Raw genomic sequence first — 17,838 nt, 5'->3', positions numbered from 1 at the left:
GTAATGTTGCTGTTTACGGCACCAGCATTTGCACAAAAAGAGTGGAAAGGCGAAACGCAAGCCTTTGCAACACCAGATATCCAGAAAAAACAAGTGCTCTTTACTGGAGACACTACCGCAGTTGCAACAGTCGAGCAAAGTGGTAGTGCTGGCTTTGTTATTTTTGACGGAACAAACTTTGGTAATTTTAACCTTTTGTCACCAATAACAAATGCTAGTGTATTCTCAAATAAAAGCAGCTCAGGAGAAATAACCGCTGTCGTTCAAGGTTCAAATATCGCTTCGTTATTCCAATTTCAAAATGGCAGCTTTGTTCCTCAAGGTGACATTCCAGCGATGAGTGGTGACATAGAAGTAAAGAATTTCTTGGTAACTGACGCTGGCAACGGTGTTGCGATATATAAAAAGTTTGACAGTAATTCAGGTAAAGATCAATTGTTTGCAGCATTTGGTCCAATTGGCGATCCTGCGAATTGGCAAGAGTCGTCTCCTATTGGAGATGTAAACCTTGACCTCCTTTCTTCCTTTAATGTCAACTTTGAGGATAGTGGTGATGGATCAATATCAGCTGTGTTCAAGCAAAAGGACGCAAGTGGTAATGATCGTTTGCAAGCGCAAGTTTCTTTTGATGGTGGAGCAACGTGGGTTGGTTTTCCGATTGATACAGGAGTCGGATCAGTACTAACTTACCGTTTATCACAAGATGGGCAAGCGATTATTTTTGGTCAACAAGGAACAGATGGACTTTTTCATACATTTTTTAGCTCAAAACTTACTATTTTCACGACACCAATTATCGTAGATGCCAACAATGGATCAAGCACTGTAGGTGCGGAATTACAAAACATAGGAACAGAAAGATATCTTGCAATAAACTTTGATATTGCGACAGGAGATTTTAACGCAATTACTATCCAAAGCGGACAAAGGGTTTCGGAAGAAATATTAGTTCCTGGTGGAAATAATGAGTTTATCGAAAGTTTCACAATAAACGAACAAAATGAAGGTGTCGCGGTCTCAGTGGCGGTTAATAACGGTGTAGAAGTGATTAACGCCAGAAACTTTGAAAACGACGCATTCTTACCAGTAGAAACAATTGCAAATCCACAAGAAGCAACAACAGGTGGAATAGCAATAGATATCAATGATATTGGTAACATTATTGCGATGTTTGGTCAAACAACAACAAACCCAACTTTTAATTGCTATAGAGAAAATCAAAATCAAGGCGGTGGACTTGACCGCGAAGTAAAAGAAAACGATGGCAGTGTTGTGACAACAGAACATCCATACCACAATCCAGCAGTGAATAACCCAAGTTGCGTAACAGTAGCAATGAACAAGACAGGAAATTCAGCAAACTGTGGATGCAGTACTTGTAAATGCTTTAACGCAAGCACCTCTTCCGGCGTAATCACAAGTGGCACAGATGCAAACGCTGGAGACCCAATTATTCTGAATTCGCTCGATTACATTATGGGTATGAGTGTTCTTGACATAGCAGGTAGAGGTTTAGACTTTGAATTTCAATTAACATATCGTTCACGCGTTCAATTTGAAGGACGTTTTGGAAACAACTGGTCGGACAACCATTCGCGAAGAATAGTACCACAACAAGATGGTTCAGTTGTACTCTACAGTGGTCGGTTGCGCGGAGATCAATATGAAGTTGTAAACAGCGAGTTTGTATCTCCTGATTTCCATTTTAAGAGAATGATAGAGGACGACGACAGTTTTGTATTGTTGCGCGAAAGAGACGGTATGATTTATCGTTTCTTCCCAATAGATGGATCAGCGAAAGAGGGTTTACTCGAATCAATAACAACACCTTGTGGTAATAAAATTACTCACTCCTATAGTAACGAAGGAGTAATCGAATTTTCACTAGACAGTCTCTCGCGTAGAATCGATTATACAACAGATGACAGGGGCCACATAACTCAGATCAAGGACTTTATCCAAAGAGAAGTTAATTTTGTATACGATGACAACAATAATTTAATTAGTATTACAACTCCAGCCGTCACAGGAACAGGTTTTAATGATTTTCCGAATGGCAAAACATGTGAATTTACTTACTCTGAAGGTTTTAATGACGAGAAGTTAAACAACAACATGTTAACAGCAACTTTTCCAAACGAAGTAGCAAACAACGGTCCTGCAAGAGTTATCAATACTTTTAACGCAAACGATGAAATTCTAACACAGCAGTGGGGCGGAACAAACGATAGTGGTGTGGCAGTCGGTGGAACAATTACCTACGCAAAACAAATAATAAACCCAAACCCACAAGACAATACTGAGATCAAAGAACAAACAACAGTAATTGATCGTAATGGCAATGAAACTGTGTTTTCATACAACAACGAAGGGTTACTTTTAAAGAAAGAAGAAAAAACGAGAGGAATTCGTCCTGGAGATCCTGCGTCTTTTATCACTCTTTACGAATACAATGATATACAGTTAAATACGAAAATAACAATGCCAGAAGGTAACTCAGTTCAATTTGTATACAACGACGGAGCCCAAGACCAATTCCAAAAAGGAAATCTATTAACAGTAATAAAAACACCCGACGCAGCAAGAGGTGGTGACCAACAATTTATTCGTATAGATTACGAATACGAACCGGTTTACAACAAAATCTTACGCGTAAAATCTCCAAGGGAATTAGATCCGCAGTACCAACCACAAAATGGTGGAGCAAACGCTGAAGGACGATACACAACAGAATCAATTCCAGATTACTTTGAAGCAGACCTTGATACTACGGGCTGTGCATGTGGATTCACTCTACAAGACCTTATAGATAAATTCGGAGTAGATATTAGTTCGGTACAAGATCGAATCAATTCTGGCGATTTAAATGGCGATGGTCGCGTAGATAACATATGTGGGAACACTATAGTTGTACGCCAACCAAATGTAAATCTTTTAAGTGGATCACTGCAATCTGGAGTAGAAGGCAGCACAATTCAAATAATCGAATCGCGTATGGCCTACAATAAATTTGGTCAATATGTATTCACGGAAACACCTGAAGGTGAAGTAACGACGTTTAGTTATTTTACTGAAGGAGATCCCGATGGTGATGGAGCAAATATCCTAACCGGAAACAACAACGACAACAAGCCTTTCGACACCCAAACAGGTGGATATCTAAAGGAAATGATAACCGACGATTCGCACAGCACGCGCTATCGCGGAAACTCAGCTCCGACGCAGATAAAAACACAGTTCGGCTACGACAGTGTAGGAAATCGCACCGAGATAATAGACGGTCGCGGTATCAAGCACACCATGGTATTCAACCAGTTAAATCAATTAGTAGAAGCCACCAGAGCCGCTGATGTTTCAGGTTCAACAGAAGCAAATCTCGTAGCTTTCGCGTACAAGTCAAGAATATTCTACGACGCAAATAACAATGTAGTAGAAACGCAAGTAGAAATTCGCGACGACAACAACCCCGATCTACCCAACTTCCTACCGTCAATAATAAAATATGACATCCTAGATAATCCGATCGAAATGCAACAAACGATAAGTAACTCGGAAGTCACAATAACCCAAATTTCCTACGATGCAAACGAGAACGTAATACTAACTAAATCTCCAGAGTCGGTAAACGGCAACCAGGAAAACAACACAATGTCCTGTGTTTTAGATGAAAGAGATCTCGTATTTACAAAAACTTCTGGTGCTGGATCAGCTGACGAGCGTACCTTTACTTTCAACATCGACAACAACGGAAACATAACAACAACTGTGGATGCTGAAGATAATAACGGTGACGGCTCAGGAGAAGTGACTACGATAATTTTTGATGGTTTTGACCGCGTAAAACGCACCATTGATGCTGTTGGAAATGAGTCGATAGTAACTTATGATCCAGATAGTAACGCAATTTTAGCTGAAACGTTTGGCCCAGTAGGCGGAGCAAGTCGCAGCAGTAACAGCACCGCAGGCAACGTTCTACTAGCCAAAAGTGAAATGCTGTACGACGAAATCGGCCGCGTATTTCAAACCGATACTCACTTGTTCGTAGCAAACGGCGTAAACACCGTAAGGCCAGTAGTCCTAGACGACAACGATGCTAATCCAAATGATGGCAAAGTAACCGCTCTCGTGGACTACGATCGCAACTCAAGAGTAACGTTCACCACCAGTCCAAGTCCACAAGGTGCTAGAGAAACAAGCTCATTCGAATACGATGGTGCCCAAAGACGAATCCGAGTGGTCGACGCTGAAAACAACGAACAAAATATAGTATACGACAATAACAGTAACCCAATTCGTATAACGAGAACCGATGTAAACTCTGCTGGTAGAATAGTCAGCGAAACCTTCGAGACAATCAACGTTTTCGATGCGCTAAATCGCGTACAAAGAACCACCAACAACATCGGACAAACTAGTTATTTTACTTATTCTAGCCGCGATCTCTTAATTCGCACTGCCGATGCTCAAGGCCCAGAAATAGTCGACCCACTAGGACTATTTGCAGGTAATATAAACAGCGAAGGCAACATCTCCGAAACCAAATACGATGGTCTGTCGCGATCATTCGAAAGCACTCGCGAACTGCGCGTAGACGGCGAAGGAGGCAATCCACTAGATTTATCAAACCCATCAAACACCGATGGCAAGATAACTGAATTCACCACCTACGATCAAAATTCGCGCGTAATAAACGTCTCTGACGACAACGGCAATGCCACTATTTATGAGTACGATAACCTAAATCGCCTCACAAAAACCGTCTACGCCGATACCCGCGAAACTACCGTAGAATATGACAAAGACAGCAACGTAATTCGCACCACCGACAATAACGGTAGTGTCTGCGACTATGTATTTGACGGTATTCACCGCACCACAACGAAGAACATAACCCGTGCTGCGAACATCGAAGGCACAACCCAGCAAACCTACGAATACGATGGGCTGTCGCGTTTAACCAAAGCCACCGACAACAACAATCCAAACGACGCGCAAGATAACACTACAGTAACAAGAAATTACGATTCGTTAAGCCGCCTAGTAGAAGAACAACAAAACGGCAAAGTGATTTCGATGAACTGGCGTGAAGGCGCAGATCTAGCAAACTGCACCTATCCAAACGAACGCGTAATTGAGTATACCTACGACAAAATAAACCGTGTAGGCGAAATCAAAGACGCCGGAGCAACCACCGCCATCGCAAGCTACGACTACATCGGAGCACGCGTAATCGAAAGACTCTACAAAAACGGTACCAAATTCACTACTCTAAATGACGAAGGTGATAGTAACATTGGCTACGACGATTTGCCACGTGTAACACAAATGCGTCACCTCCGCCCAAACGGAAAACGCATCCAAGAGTACGAATATCAGTACAACAGAGTCAACTTCAAAACCCAAAAGAAGAACCTACGCAAGAACAAGTTTAGCGAAACATACGCACTAGACTCACTGTATCGCGTAGTAGACTTCAAACGCGCCAAGATAAAAGACAACAACACCCTAGGCAACACCTCACAAAGCCAAAGTTGGCAACTAGACGGTGTAGGCAACTGGGCAAAAACCACTATCGACGGCGAAGAAAAAACCCAAACCGTAAACGAAGTTAACGAATACGACGCATTCGGCGGCGTAGTCTTTGTTCACGATGACAACGGAAACCTAACCGACGATGGCGAAAGGCTGTTCACCTACGACGCACTAAATCGCATCATTCAAATCAACAACAAAGCGAACAACGAAGTAATAGCCACCTACAAATACGACTTCGCCAATCGCCGCACATCAAAAGAGTTTGAACGTCAACAACTTGACACCTGCGACACCTCGCAAGGCGAAGCCGTAGCAGACGCTAACACTCTAGCACTTTACCGCTACAACAACGAAAATGGTCCAATAATAGATAGCTCCGGCAACGGCAATGACATAGCGAATCCGAAGAACACAACCAGAGAAGACGGACTGTTCAACACCCGCTCTCTAAGCTTCAACGGACAACGTTTAAAAATGCCACTGTCAACAACCTTAGACAACATCCAGGACCAGTTGACCGTAGAAACATTTGTGTTCGTAGACGCAAATGACATCGAAAACCTAGACAGTTCGCTAGTAAAAAGAAAAGGCAGCTTCAACCTTAAAATAAACGGTAACAGACTAAAACCTGTGTTCGCCATCCATACCCTAGACGGCGCAAATCAGCCAGTTACCACCAGAGTAAGAGGAAACGTCGCCATACCGTTATCTACATGGATTCATATTGCTGGAGTCTACGACGGACAAAGCGTAAAAATCTTTGTAAACGGCAACCTATTAGCCGAAAAACCCCTCACTGGAAACGTCGTAATCGACCCAACAGTAAGAACTTTTTTAGGCGCAAATAACTTCGTAGGCAACCTAGAAGAAACAAGAATTTCAAATATTGCCCGTGTCGGATGCGCTCCAGGTGGTATAATTAACAAAGACGTGCGTCGCTCGTTTTTTTATAGTGGTTGGCGTGTTGTTGAAGAACGCGAGCAAGAACGTGAAGCTGCGCAAGCGTTTGGAGACGAAGTCATAACACGGCAGTTTGTAGATGGCCTCGGGATCGACGAGCATTTACAGATGGCTATATACGACGAAACTGGCAGTACTATTGCTGAAGAGAGGTATTTTCATTCAAACCATCGTGGTGATACTACTGCGGTTACCGATATTGCTGGTAATGTTGTATTTCGTTTTGAGTTGACGACCTACGGTGAGATGTTTGTGGTGAACTCTGATAACGATTTGGAAGAATTTGCCGATTTTGAAGAGATCGTTTATGGGTTCCAAGGACGTCGACTCGACGAAGAGACTTCGCTTATGTATTACCGTCATAGGTATTACAATCAGAAACTTGGTCGATTTGTTCAGCGTGATCCTTTGGGGTATATCGATAGTTATGGGCTTTATGAGGCTTTTGGTGGGAATCCTTATAATTACATAGATCCATTTGGAAAAGAAGATAAACCAACTGTACCACTAAATGTTTATTCTGTTGGTTTTACAGAAGAAGAATTTAGCGAAATATCGAGTGGACTAAAATCATTTTACGGAAATTTTGGAATCGAAATAGAAATAATTGGTAAAATTTTAGTGAAGACCAAAGACAGTCCTAACACAGTTAAACACGAAATATCACTACCTAGAGGAACTGCAAGTGACTTAGACATTCATGAATTTTTTGAAAGAAATAGTGACACGCTGGAGTTTATCTCGGCTGATCAAAAAACTGTAAATTATACATTTTCTAGCTTTCTACCAATAAGAAAATCTGATGGATTTCCTTGTGATCACAGTTTTTGGGAGGAGATATACAATAATTTTTATAATGGTCAAAATACAAATATCCCTCTTTTTATAATAGTTAAGGCTGAGGCCAGTGGAGGAGGATTTACAATATCATATGAAAGAATGAATGATCATCCTTATAAACCAGTGAAAAGAGATATTCCTGAGACTATAGAAGAGAAAAAAGAACAAGATAGAATAAATAAAAAATATCCCTGCGGTTTGATGTATGGGAGAGGATACGTTGATAGCGTCATAAAAACAATGAGTCATGAACTCTTTCATTTATTAACGAGATCTGGTTATCATTATGCTTTTTACTTCGTTGATGGAAGTATAATGAATAACCATATTGTACGTGATACAGGTCTCCCTGGATTTACAATTTCTGATAAGACAATACCTCCAAGTCAAGTAGATTTTATTAAGGAATATATAAATAAAAGATGGCCAAAACCTAGTTCTTATACAAAGTAAATAGTGAGTCTAAAAATCAATTTTTATATAAGCTGAATATGTTTTATAATTATTGACAAAGTCAGAATGTGATCCGACATTTACGCACGATGAAATAATACTAATCGGACAAGTTATAATAGCAATAATTTAAATTTCTCTCTTTCTGCTTTTCCAATTATCCTTTCTGCTAAGGATCACGGTTGGAGAAGCAGGCATAACTGCAATAAGCTCATATATCTGGCAAGGTAAGTTTCTAATTGTTTTTCGATTTTGTCTATCAAGTATTGAGTTCTAAATTTTTAAATGATAGAACTTATAATATCTATAGTGCGAACAATTTGAAGTATTTTTTTAAACGATTTTCTTTGCTTACTTTCAAAAAAAAGTATCTCGATTTTATAGGCACATAGGTCTTATTTCTGATTTACGAATAAATAAAACAAAACTTAAGATCAGTAATTTTCAACTATGAATATAAATTTAACGTACCTAGGGATACCTAAAAATGAAAATGTTATTCTTTTATTTATTAGTTTCAATTTTGGTTTGCGAAAATTCAAACTTAGATATAAATGTTTTTTCAAAAATTACAAAAAAATCAATTGACAATACTATTGTAAGAATAGACGGTCAAGCATTTAATCCTAACAAGAATTACTCTCCTGGAGTATATAATATCGTGATATATTCACCTGGATATTACGCTATAGAAACAACAGTCATTATTAAAGAAAAAACGAAGACTAAAATTGAAGAATTTTTGCTACCCAAAGAAAGACTTATTTTAATAGAAGACCCTTCACGAAGTTGTGTAATGTCAACAATAAATGGCAAACAATTAAGTTATAATCAATTGTTTGTTCCAGAAAAAAAATATCACCTAGTAATAAAATACCAAGGTCTAAAAACTATAAACAAGCATTTTCTTCTACCTGTTGGTGAAGGACCTTTCTTCGCAACAAATAAAATAGATTTTGTTTATTTAAAAAGTTATAGAATTATAATAGACAAAAAGTATAAGTGTGTTTATTTTTACGTAAACAAGGATAAAATATGTTCTCATCAAATATTTAAAACGGAAATTTTTGGATCTTTTGTGTATGAAATTTTTTTAGAAAATCCTAAATCAATAAAAGTTATTTCTGATTTTTATTATGACATTAGAGTTTTTAAACATAATTTAGTATTTGAAGATTTGCGTTATATCGATGGAAAATTGTTAATTGATAAAATTGATAGCATGTCACCAACAATAGCTCGATCTTTTTTAAATAAGCTAAAACGAAACAACCATAGAAAATTACTTAATTTAAAAAAGAAATATCAAAAAATTATAAGTTCTTATATTGGTAGTTTAAAATGACCGGTTTCCAATCTTTACGCCGGAATGTGTCAAGAAAAATGAGACACTTTATAATGAAAAAAAGGGGGTAGGCGTTGCACATAATAGAAAAAGAACTCGAATAGAGCCCTTATAGATCAAGCCTCTCTATTTTTACACTACAAATATTGTGTGCTATTCCCCTTTTTCTGGCTTTTTGATTAAATGTGTGCATACCATCCCTGTAATTCAAATAAATCGAAATAAAGTTAGTAATTTGTTCGCAACTACGCAGGCATATTGTACTGCAGGGCAATTCGTTGCTTTAAAGCCATAAGATTTGGCTGATTAAATAAGTGATAAAAAATTATATTTTTAACATCGCAGCCAGCATTTTCAAGTGGAGAAGGTTTACCATTAGCTTTAATAGCAAAGATATATCCAAGCATAAATAATCTAATATGTTTTTCAGCTGAGTTCACATCGCAAAAAGAGTGTTTTAGCCGATAAAAGCGATCGAATTTTCCAAAAAAATGTTCAACACAATTTGCTGTCCGCGGTCGCCTGTTGCTTCCAACAGCTTTTATTGTTTGAGGTAACTTCCGAAACAATCCAGAGAGCACAGGTTCAATCTGAGAAACATCGAGCAAACTCTTTACTTTTTTGATTCGTCGATAAACAGTTCTTTTATACAGAGTTTGAAAGATCCTGCCTACGGCTGAGCTAACAGAAGTATCAAAAATCTTAGCTTTACGCATTCTAACATAAATGGAATGGAGTAAATGAAACTATTGAAAGACCTCAAAAGCATATATTTAGATTTATGCTTTTGAGATCTTTGTCGAATCAATTAGCTCTGACACAACTGAATGACATTCATGCCAGCGGTGGCCAATAAAGCATTAGTTTTTTTGCTCTGACACAATTTTGCTCTCGATTTATTGCCAACTGCATTATTTTCTAAAAAGATATAGTGCCATCAGCGACAAACAACATAGTAGGAACAACGCAACAAACATTTCAATACGATGGGCTGTCACGTCTAATCCGCGCGACAGACAATAACGATCCATCCGATCCAAACGACGACAGCGAAGTAATCAAAGTCTACGATCAGCTGTCGAGATTGGTAGAAGAACGGCAAAATGGTAAAATAGTCTCGATGAACTGGCGACAAAACGGAGAGCTGGCAGCGCTATAGATAAGGGTGTCAGACCTTTTTCACGGAGGCAAGCTTATATATACAAATAAAGACTTTGTTGATTGGATAATCAATGGAATTTAAGAAAAAAAGAAAAGCAGCGAAAATAGTAGTTGAATAAAAATTCAATTATGAGGAAATTGTGTGCAAGAAATGTAACATTAAGGAGTTATTGACAGACTTTGAGTATTGTCGATGTTCGCAATCATTTTGCTCTGGGATTACAGTAGAACAGCTTACTAACTAGTATCGATATTCATTTTTCTGAGAGTATATATTTCCTTTTCTTCCATCTTGTAATTTTTTCGTTTTTCATAGTATTTATGATTGGCATGTTCTTGAATAATATTTTGTACGAATTGCTTTGAGCCATATATGATGCCATAAGTAAGAGGCTGTTGTTTTTTTAGTAAGCCTTTTTCCTCCATTGCTGATTGCATTATTTGGCGGTATTTTTTTTGTCTTTGTTTAGATGAAGAACCTAGCTGTAAATATTGCTCATGGTAATCTATTTTTAAAATACCTTTTCCATATGCATGTTGTCTATAACTAGAGTATTTCCAATCTTTAGGATGTTTAGTTACGCCATTTCTCGTCATATTTAATTCAACGTAAAACAGGCAGTTCATGTAGTATTCTTCTGATTCTATGATAGTTGAATGGTATCTTCCTGTCCAAAAATGCCCTGTTTTTCGATGTTTCTTATTGTATGCTTTTGCAAAATGACCTTGGCTATACTGCATAAATAGAGATAAGTTCTTGTTTCGCGGTGTACCTAGAATCAAATGAATATGGTTACTTGTAATACAGAATCCATGAATACTTACATCGTACTTATCTCGCGCTTTGTCTAGTATTGTGAGGTAAAGATCAAAGTCTTCATTGTCGTTAAAAAAATACTGGCGATTATTACATCGTGCCACAACATGGTAGACTCCGCCAACATAAATTAATCTTGGAGCACGCATCTTTTCTCCTATTCTTAAGTTATCGAAAATTAATTCTTATTATATTGCATTGTTCGACAACTTTAGATAGCGTAGCGTAGATTTTAAACGTTAGAAAACATTCGGAAAAGATGATTGAAAGACCTCAAAAGCATATATTTAGATTTATGCTTTTGAGATCTTTGTCGAATCAATTAGCTCTGACACAACTGAATGACATTCATGCCAGCGGTAGCCAATAAAGCATTAGTTTTTTTGCTCTGACACAATTTTGCTCTGACACAATTTTGCTGTAGAAGAACAACAAAACGGCAAAGTTATTTCAATAAAGCATATATTTAGATTTATGCTTTTGAGATCTTTGTCGAATCAATTAGCTCTGACACAACTGAATGACATTCATGCCAGCGGTAGCCAATAAAGCATTAGTTTTTTTGCTCTGACACAATTTTGCTCTGACACAATTTTGCTGTAGAAGAACAACAAAACGGCAAAGTTATTTCAATAAAGCATATATTTAGATTTATGCTTTTGAGATCTTTGTCGAATCAATTAGCTCTGACACAACTGAATGACATTCATGCCAGCGGTAGCCAATAAAGCATTAGTTTTTTTGCTCTGACACAATTTTGCTCTGACACAATTTTGCTCTGACACAATTTTGCTCTCGATTTATTGAAGCATTAGTTTTTTTGCTCTGACACAATTTTGCTCTGACACAATTTTGCTCTCGATTTATTGCCAACTGCATTATTTTCTATAATGCTTATGTTATTTCACTTCTTCTTACCGAAATCCAATTTATCAATAGATTTTCTTTGAGATCGGCAGCATATCAATTTCTTTGGAAGGTTGATTTTGTTGAAGAAAGCTCTTTAATTGATATAGAAAAAATGGACATATAACTAGCTAAATACAGACATAATATAGCAAATCGACCTGTGTTTATTATATTACAATGCATGTAGAGCAGTCGTTACTTACGAGGGTTGGGCCAACAACTCGTTTTTCTTTTAACTCGGCTTATTTCCAAATTTAGAATTAAAGTGTGTCATCATTCAAACTAATAAAACCAAATAATGCAAGAAGCTAACTAGGTGTAATCAATTCGATATTAATAACTATCGTAATCGTAAATGTTTTAATTGATGAAAGGTCCTATAGTTCACGAAAACATTATCAAATATTACATTTAATGAATTTTCATTTAAAAAGGAGTGATCCTTTTGGGGAATACTACTATGCCCTCTATCCCGTTAGCAAAAGCATTCGGGATTGCTTTTCGAATAATATTTGCTGCCCCGTTGATATCAGCATTAAGCAAAATATTTTGTTTAGACCTAAATAGACCTCGTTTAACACGGTGTCCCAAATAATTTTGATGTTTCTTAATCGGTTCACTGTCTAAGAAAGAACATTTAGAAGTGTAACTTTCTTCTTGAATAAGAACTTCAATACCAGCAAGTTGGGCTTTGTAGGTAAGTTGGTTAACAAACTGAGAATGGGGAATAGAAACAAAATTTTGATTATTCCTTTTGCCAATGTTAATCTGTTGCTTCCAATTATCGTTTTTGCCAATAACTAATGTTCCAATACTTTTCTCAACTAGCAATTTAATGATATAGCGACTAGATTGATGAAGGTAGTTGCTAACAACGCAATTTCTTTTGTATGTAAGTTTTTCAATTCTTCTACTAGTTCCTTTGTTACCGATATAAGACATTAAACAAGAACGCTTTTTGTTAAAAAATTGGTTAATCGATTTTAGAGGTCTACCGTTAATCAAGACAGGAGTGAAGTCTTTTTGATTTGAAGTTATAGCCGCTAAGTTGTTTAACCCAATGTCTATTCCAGCGATTTTGTTTTTATCAAGGTTAGGATTAAGAACTTTATGTTTTCCTAATTGTTTGTAACAATCTTCTAATAATAATCTATTGAACTCAAGTAACTTTTCTTCTTTTGGCTTTTGACTTAATATTTGTTTTGTTACTTTTGATAGTGTTACAGAATCAAAAATATCTTTGTTATAAATTTTTGTTTTGATCAAAGAATTCAATTTATCTGCTATTGCTTTTTTTAATAACTTTGCTGGTTTATCGCATTTGTAGTTTTCTATTTTTTCTTGCAATATTTTTGAACACTTTTTTCTCAAATACAATGATATTGGTGTATCTTTTTGTAGTTCTAAGAGAAATTCCGACGTGATATCTTTTTCTTTGAGTAGATACACTGATTTCTCGTAAACAATCTCTATTTTGTACATTCCATATCGAGGAACTATTCTTACCTGTTTGATGTGTTTTTGTTGACATGACAATGTTATGTTACACATTGATAGCTTGATTTTGTTCTTTGTTAATTCTTTTTTGTTTATTGCATCTATTGGGTATAAAACTATATTCCGCCCGTTACTCTTATGTTTATACTTTGGCAATTTTGGTTTTGCCTTGAATTTATTTGGATTGATCTTGTATCCTTCTAACCCTCTAAAAAATGATTCGAAGTTTTTGCACAATACTCTTAATATCTGCTGACTTACTTTTGTTGGTAGTGCGTAATAGTCTGGCTGCTTACTTTGTTGTAGCTCTTTTTGAAGATTTTCGTAACCTATAAAACCTTTTCCTGCGAAAAAATTTTGACGCACTACATACAATCCAGCATTATATAGATTTTTTGAACGGAAACTTAAGTCGTCCAGTTCAGAGTATTTTTTATTATTTTTTGTTATATTATGTTTTTCTACGAGCTTCATAATTTTGCTTAAACTCACTTATTTTTCAGTTTTACTCATTTCTTCTTCTAACTCTTTTATAATTTTCTCTGTTCGCCTCTTGTTTCTTCTCAACCCATATAATCTAGCACAAAAAGAAGTAATTATATTTACGAAATCTTGCATCAAGTCCTCTTTATCACCACTTGTTTTGTTTATTACTTCTATTTTTTTATTTTCTTTTGCTAATAATATTTCAATGTAATTTAATCCAAATCTTGCCAAACGATCTTTGTGCTCTACTATTAAAATTTCCCAATCATCTGATTCTAAAATTTTCTTTAATTTTGCTCTCTTATCATTTAATCCAGATCCTATTTCTTTGACTTCTTTTGCTATTTGATAGCCTCTAGCACTTGCATAATCTCTTAGGCGGTTGCACTGAGACTCTAGATTTTTTTTATTTTCTGATGATGATACTCGTGCATAAATGATCACGCTTGGCTTTTCTTCCTTAGCTTTTTTTTCCTTTTCGTCGAAAACAACTATTGTTCCTGACGGGAGTTGTTTTCCTTTTATATAGCCTTTTTGCCAATGACGATAAGCTGTTAAATAAGTTATTGAATTCTTTTTTGCATATTCTGATAGTTTCATTACTTTATTATACTTTAGTTTTTCTTTTCGACAAGAACAATTTGATATTATTTAATAATATTTGATATTGATTTATGTTAAACTTTACTATACTTCGAATGATGACACTCTAATTCTAAATTCGGAAATAAACCGAGTTAAAAGAAAAAGGCACCCTAGTATTAAGGTGCCTTTTTTTGTAATCAGTATTTTATTGGAACGAGTTTATTGAACGCGAAACCAAAATTTTACTTTACCATTATTAAGAGGTCCATCTTTACCTTCTACTTTAATAGTAATATTACCAGAACTAATATTTTTTTGTACTGGATAAAAAGTACGCGCATTTATTTTCTCAACTGGTTTTTCCCATACTGTTTCACCGTTAATAGTGATTTGGTAGTCTTCGTAAGAAGCATTACACTGCATATCAAGTATGCGGCCATTATTTTCTACAAAAACACTTTTGCTAACAGACAAGTTTCCTACGCGATCGGTATTTCCAGAGAAATAAATTGTACTAGCGCGTGCTGAAGTCGAAATGTCTCTACTTGCACTAACCAACGATTCCTGAGTAGGAACTTTTACGTGGCGACAAGAAATAAGAATACGTACATTACCATTTTTAGGACCATTCTCAGCTTGAAGCTTAAAAGTTGTTTTTCCTTTTTCAACGACAAGTTCTTCCTCTACATCGTAATGTGTACGCGATTTTACTTCGCCAAGTGCTTCTTCCCATGCATTTTTGTTGTTTGCAGAAAATTGCACATCAGTATAAGAAGCATTGCAATAGATTCTCTGAATCAGAGCTCGTTTTGCAACAAAAATATCTTGAGAAAAATCGAGTTTTCCGTTTTCGTCAGTTGTAGTTTCTATTTTTAATGTACTTGCATTTGCGCGGCTAGATACATATTCTAAAGTACCCAATTCTTTGCCCACTTTGCTCATCGCATGATCACATTGTATAGTACCTTCACCATACCAGTTAGGTTTTTTTGTGCCATTAGATGTAGACATTAATATATTCTTAATACCTTGTGGTTTGATGCCTTTTGCCTTGCTAAGCATAAGCGCAACTAGTCCTGCTACGTGAGGGGTCGCCATTGATGTTCCAGATATAGTATTTGTTCCACCATTTTTCCACGCAGATAAAACGTCTACTCCTGGAGCAACAATATCAGGTTTTTCTTCTAGGTATACACTTACACCACGGCTACTAAAGTACGCAAGCTCACCATTTTTATCAATAGCTCCTACAGTAATAGCTTTGTTTACTGTACCAGGAGTACCAATTGTTTGTGCAAATGGCCCTTCGTTACCTGCTGCGATTACAATGGTGACACCGTTGTCTATCGCATTTTCTACTGCGTCTTCAACAACATTTCCGTTTGGATTTGCACGACCTCCCAAACTCATACTAATAACGTCAGCGTGTAAAGCGGCGTATTCAACACCTTGCATAACACCTGTCCAAGATCCACTTCCTGATCCACTAAGAACCTTAACACCGATAATTTCGGCATCTGGTGCTACACCATAGTTTTGGCCTGCAATTGTTCCAGCGCAATGTGTACCATGTCCATTAGCATCTTCTACCGTTGGTTCCGTACTTATAAATGACTTGCATAAATCGGTACGAATTTGTCCTGGAGCAAAATCAGGATGATCTGTATCAATGCCAGTATCAACAACAGCAACAATTACACCTTTTCCTGTAAACCCTTTAGCGTTTACTTCGCGAGATTTAATGTAATCTAAACCCCAAGGTTTCTCTTCTTGTTCAATCGATCCAAATGGCTTAATCATACTTTGAATAGCGTCCAAAGAAATCATATCGATTTCAGGTTGCATAGCTAATTCTTCAATGGCTTCTCTTTTAGCTGTTAGAGAAACAGCATTAGCGATCCAAAAAATATTTATGTCACGAACGTAACCTTCTAGTTTCATTCGTTGGCATAAATCCTTGATAAACATTTGCTTTTGTTCGCATTCTGTCTTTAAAATATCAAAGATTTCTTTTTTAGACATGTCACTATAGTATTCCATGATATCACTTAATTTTACATCTTCCGTAAACGATATCATCACTGAGAATTCACTTTTATCACTTTGCATAGCTTTTTGCAAATCAGGACCTAGTGTTCCTGCAAATGTAAAAGAAAAAGCGATAGCAACAATAAGTAGAATCATTTTTTTAGTCATGTTAACTCCTAAAATTACATTACAAATTAATCTGATAGTTGCAATACTGCCAGCCCACAATTATAACAAATAGTCCTCTAAGAGTCTAGTTTATCTGGATTTATAAAGTTATCATTAAAATATGTATGCGTTTTTTCTTTGGCCTCTGGATCGTGTGGTTCTTCGTGAACATCATTGGTAACCTTGTCGAGATTGTCTTGTAGTGGTTGCTCTATAGAAATAGTAAAGTCCGCTTTGTCATTTTCATATTTCTTTGTCACTATTACTCTTTGATCAATTTGTTGTGGATTGATAACTTGTGGAGGAAGAGCATTTTCGCAAATAGTTGTTTCAGATTGACCTTTTACATAAATATCCATATCAAAATCAATTGTTTTAAGTAGTTGTTCTTTATTGGTATTAGGTAATTGAACATCACTTACTACCTCATCTTTTTTACTATCTTGAGGAAGGGGAGGAATTTCACTGTTTTTGTACTGATCTTCTTCCTTCTTAGACTCAACAACTTTATTTGCGTCTAGGTCAATTGTCATCTGTGGATCTCCTTCGAGAATATGTTTTTCGCGTCTTTCTGTCGATGTGTTTCGCGAAACGTTTTCGTATTCTGGAAGAGGAGGTATTTTACTTTCTTTATAATTCTTGATTACTAGCTGCTTTGGCGGAGTTTCATTTCTCCCAACGCCTATAGTTTCTCGTGATATATTTTCTGTTTTTTGGTTTTCATGAGAGTTAGGCGTAGTACTATTTTTTAACTTCGGAATTTGCTCAATGGAATGATTTTGTAATATTTGCTTGGCTTTTTCTAGAGCTTTTACACCTTTTTCAAATCCCTGGTTTAATTTCAAACTCATTTGAAAGCTCTGTATTGCTTCTTTGGTTCTTTGCAATTGAAGTAGAACAACTCCTTGATTATAATAACGATCAAAGGTTGGCTCTATAGTTATTGCTGTATTAATTACTTCTAAAGCTCCAGACCAATTTTTATCTTTTATTAGTTGTCGTCTTCGTAGTCGGAGTTCTTGTAATATATTTTCTTGCGATTTCATATTTCCTC

General features: G+C 36.4%; 9 protein-coding genes. 3 read left to right on the top strand and 6 right to left on the bottom strand.

Annotated features, from left to right (window positions below; genetic code table 11):
* Positions 1–3: 3 nt before the first annotated feature.
* Both UABHE_RS04395 and UABHE_RS04390 read left to right on the top strand, forming a co-directional pair.
* Positions 4–7,788, top strand: coding sequence for an RHS repeat-associated core domain-containing protein (locus UABHE_RS04395; protein ID WP_372369015.1), 7,785 nt, complete (start codon positions 4–6; stop codon positions 7,786–7,788).
* 487 nt (positions 7,789–8,275) lie between these two features.
* Positions 8,276–9,133, top strand: coding sequence for a hypothetical protein (locus UABHE_RS04390; protein WP_372369014.1), 858 nt, complete (start codon positions 8,276–8,278; stop codon positions 9,131–9,133).
* A 245-nt stretch (positions 9,134–9,378) separates the two neighbouring features.
* Here UABHE_RS04390 and UABHE_RS04385 read toward each other — a convergent pair whose 3' ends face one another.
* Entirely contained in the window at positions 9,379–9,741 is a 363-nt protein-coding gene (locus UABHE_RS04385) for a hypothetical protein (protein ID WP_372369013.1), read from the bottom strand.
* 323 nt (positions 9,742–10,064) lie between these two features.
* On the opposite strand from UABHE_RS04385, the gene UABHE_RS04380 reads away from it, so the two are divergent.
* A complete protein-coding gene (locus UABHE_RS04380) occupies positions 10,065–10,292 on the top strand; it encodes a hypothetical protein (protein ID WP_372369012.1) in 228 nt (75 codons plus the stop codon).
* A 239-nt stretch (positions 10,293–10,531) separates the two neighbouring features.
* Here the strand turns inward: UABHE_RS04380 and UABHE_RS04375 are convergent, their stop codons facing one another.
* The 5 genes from UABHE_RS04375 to UABHE_RS04355 form a co-directional block, all read right to left on the bottom strand.
* Complete coding sequence (locus UABHE_RS04375) at positions 10,532–11,260, bottom strand: transposase (RefSeq protein WP_372369011.1); 729 nt, start codon at positions 11,258–11,260, stop codon at positions 10,532–10,534.
* Between the two features lie 1,186 nt (positions 11,261–12,446).
* Complete coding sequence (locus tag UABHE_RS04370) at positions 12,447–13,991, bottom strand: RNA-guided endonuclease InsQ/TnpB family protein (RefSeq protein WP_372369010.1); 1,545 nt, start codon at positions 13,989–13,991, stop codon at positions 12,447–12,449.
* A gap of 18 nt (positions 13,992–14,009) precedes the next feature.
* Positions 14,010–14,603 (bottom strand): IS607 family transposase, encoded by a 594-nt coding sequence (locus UABHE_RS04365; RefSeq protein WP_372365194.1) that lies wholly within the window; start codon positions 14,601–14,603, stop codon positions 14,010–14,012.
* Between the two features lie 204 nt (positions 14,604–14,807).
* Positions 14,808–16,784 (bottom strand): S8 family serine peptidase, encoded by a 1,977-nt coding sequence (locus tag UABHE_RS04360; protein WP_372369009.1) that lies wholly within the window; start codon positions 16,782–16,784, stop codon positions 14,808–14,810.
* A 77-nt stretch (positions 16,785–16,861) separates the two neighbouring features.
* Positions 16,862–17,830: a hypothetical protein gene (locus tag UABHE_RS04355; protein WP_372369008.1), complete on the bottom strand. Its 969-nt coding sequence runs from the start codon at positions 17,828–17,830 to the stop codon at positions 16,862–16,864.
* Positions 17,831–17,838: the final 8 nt, after the last annotated feature.

Origin of the sequence: Candidatus Uabimicrobium helgolandensis, assembly GCF_041508025.1 — a bacterium.
Classification (GTDB): domain Bacteria; phylum Planctomycetota; class Uabimicrobiia; order Uabimicrobiales; family Uabimicrobiaceae; genus Uabimicrobium; species Uabimicrobium helgolandensis.
The sequence above is the reverse complement of the archived record's forward strand: the minus strand, read 5'-3'. Positions and strand labels throughout refer to the sequence as shown.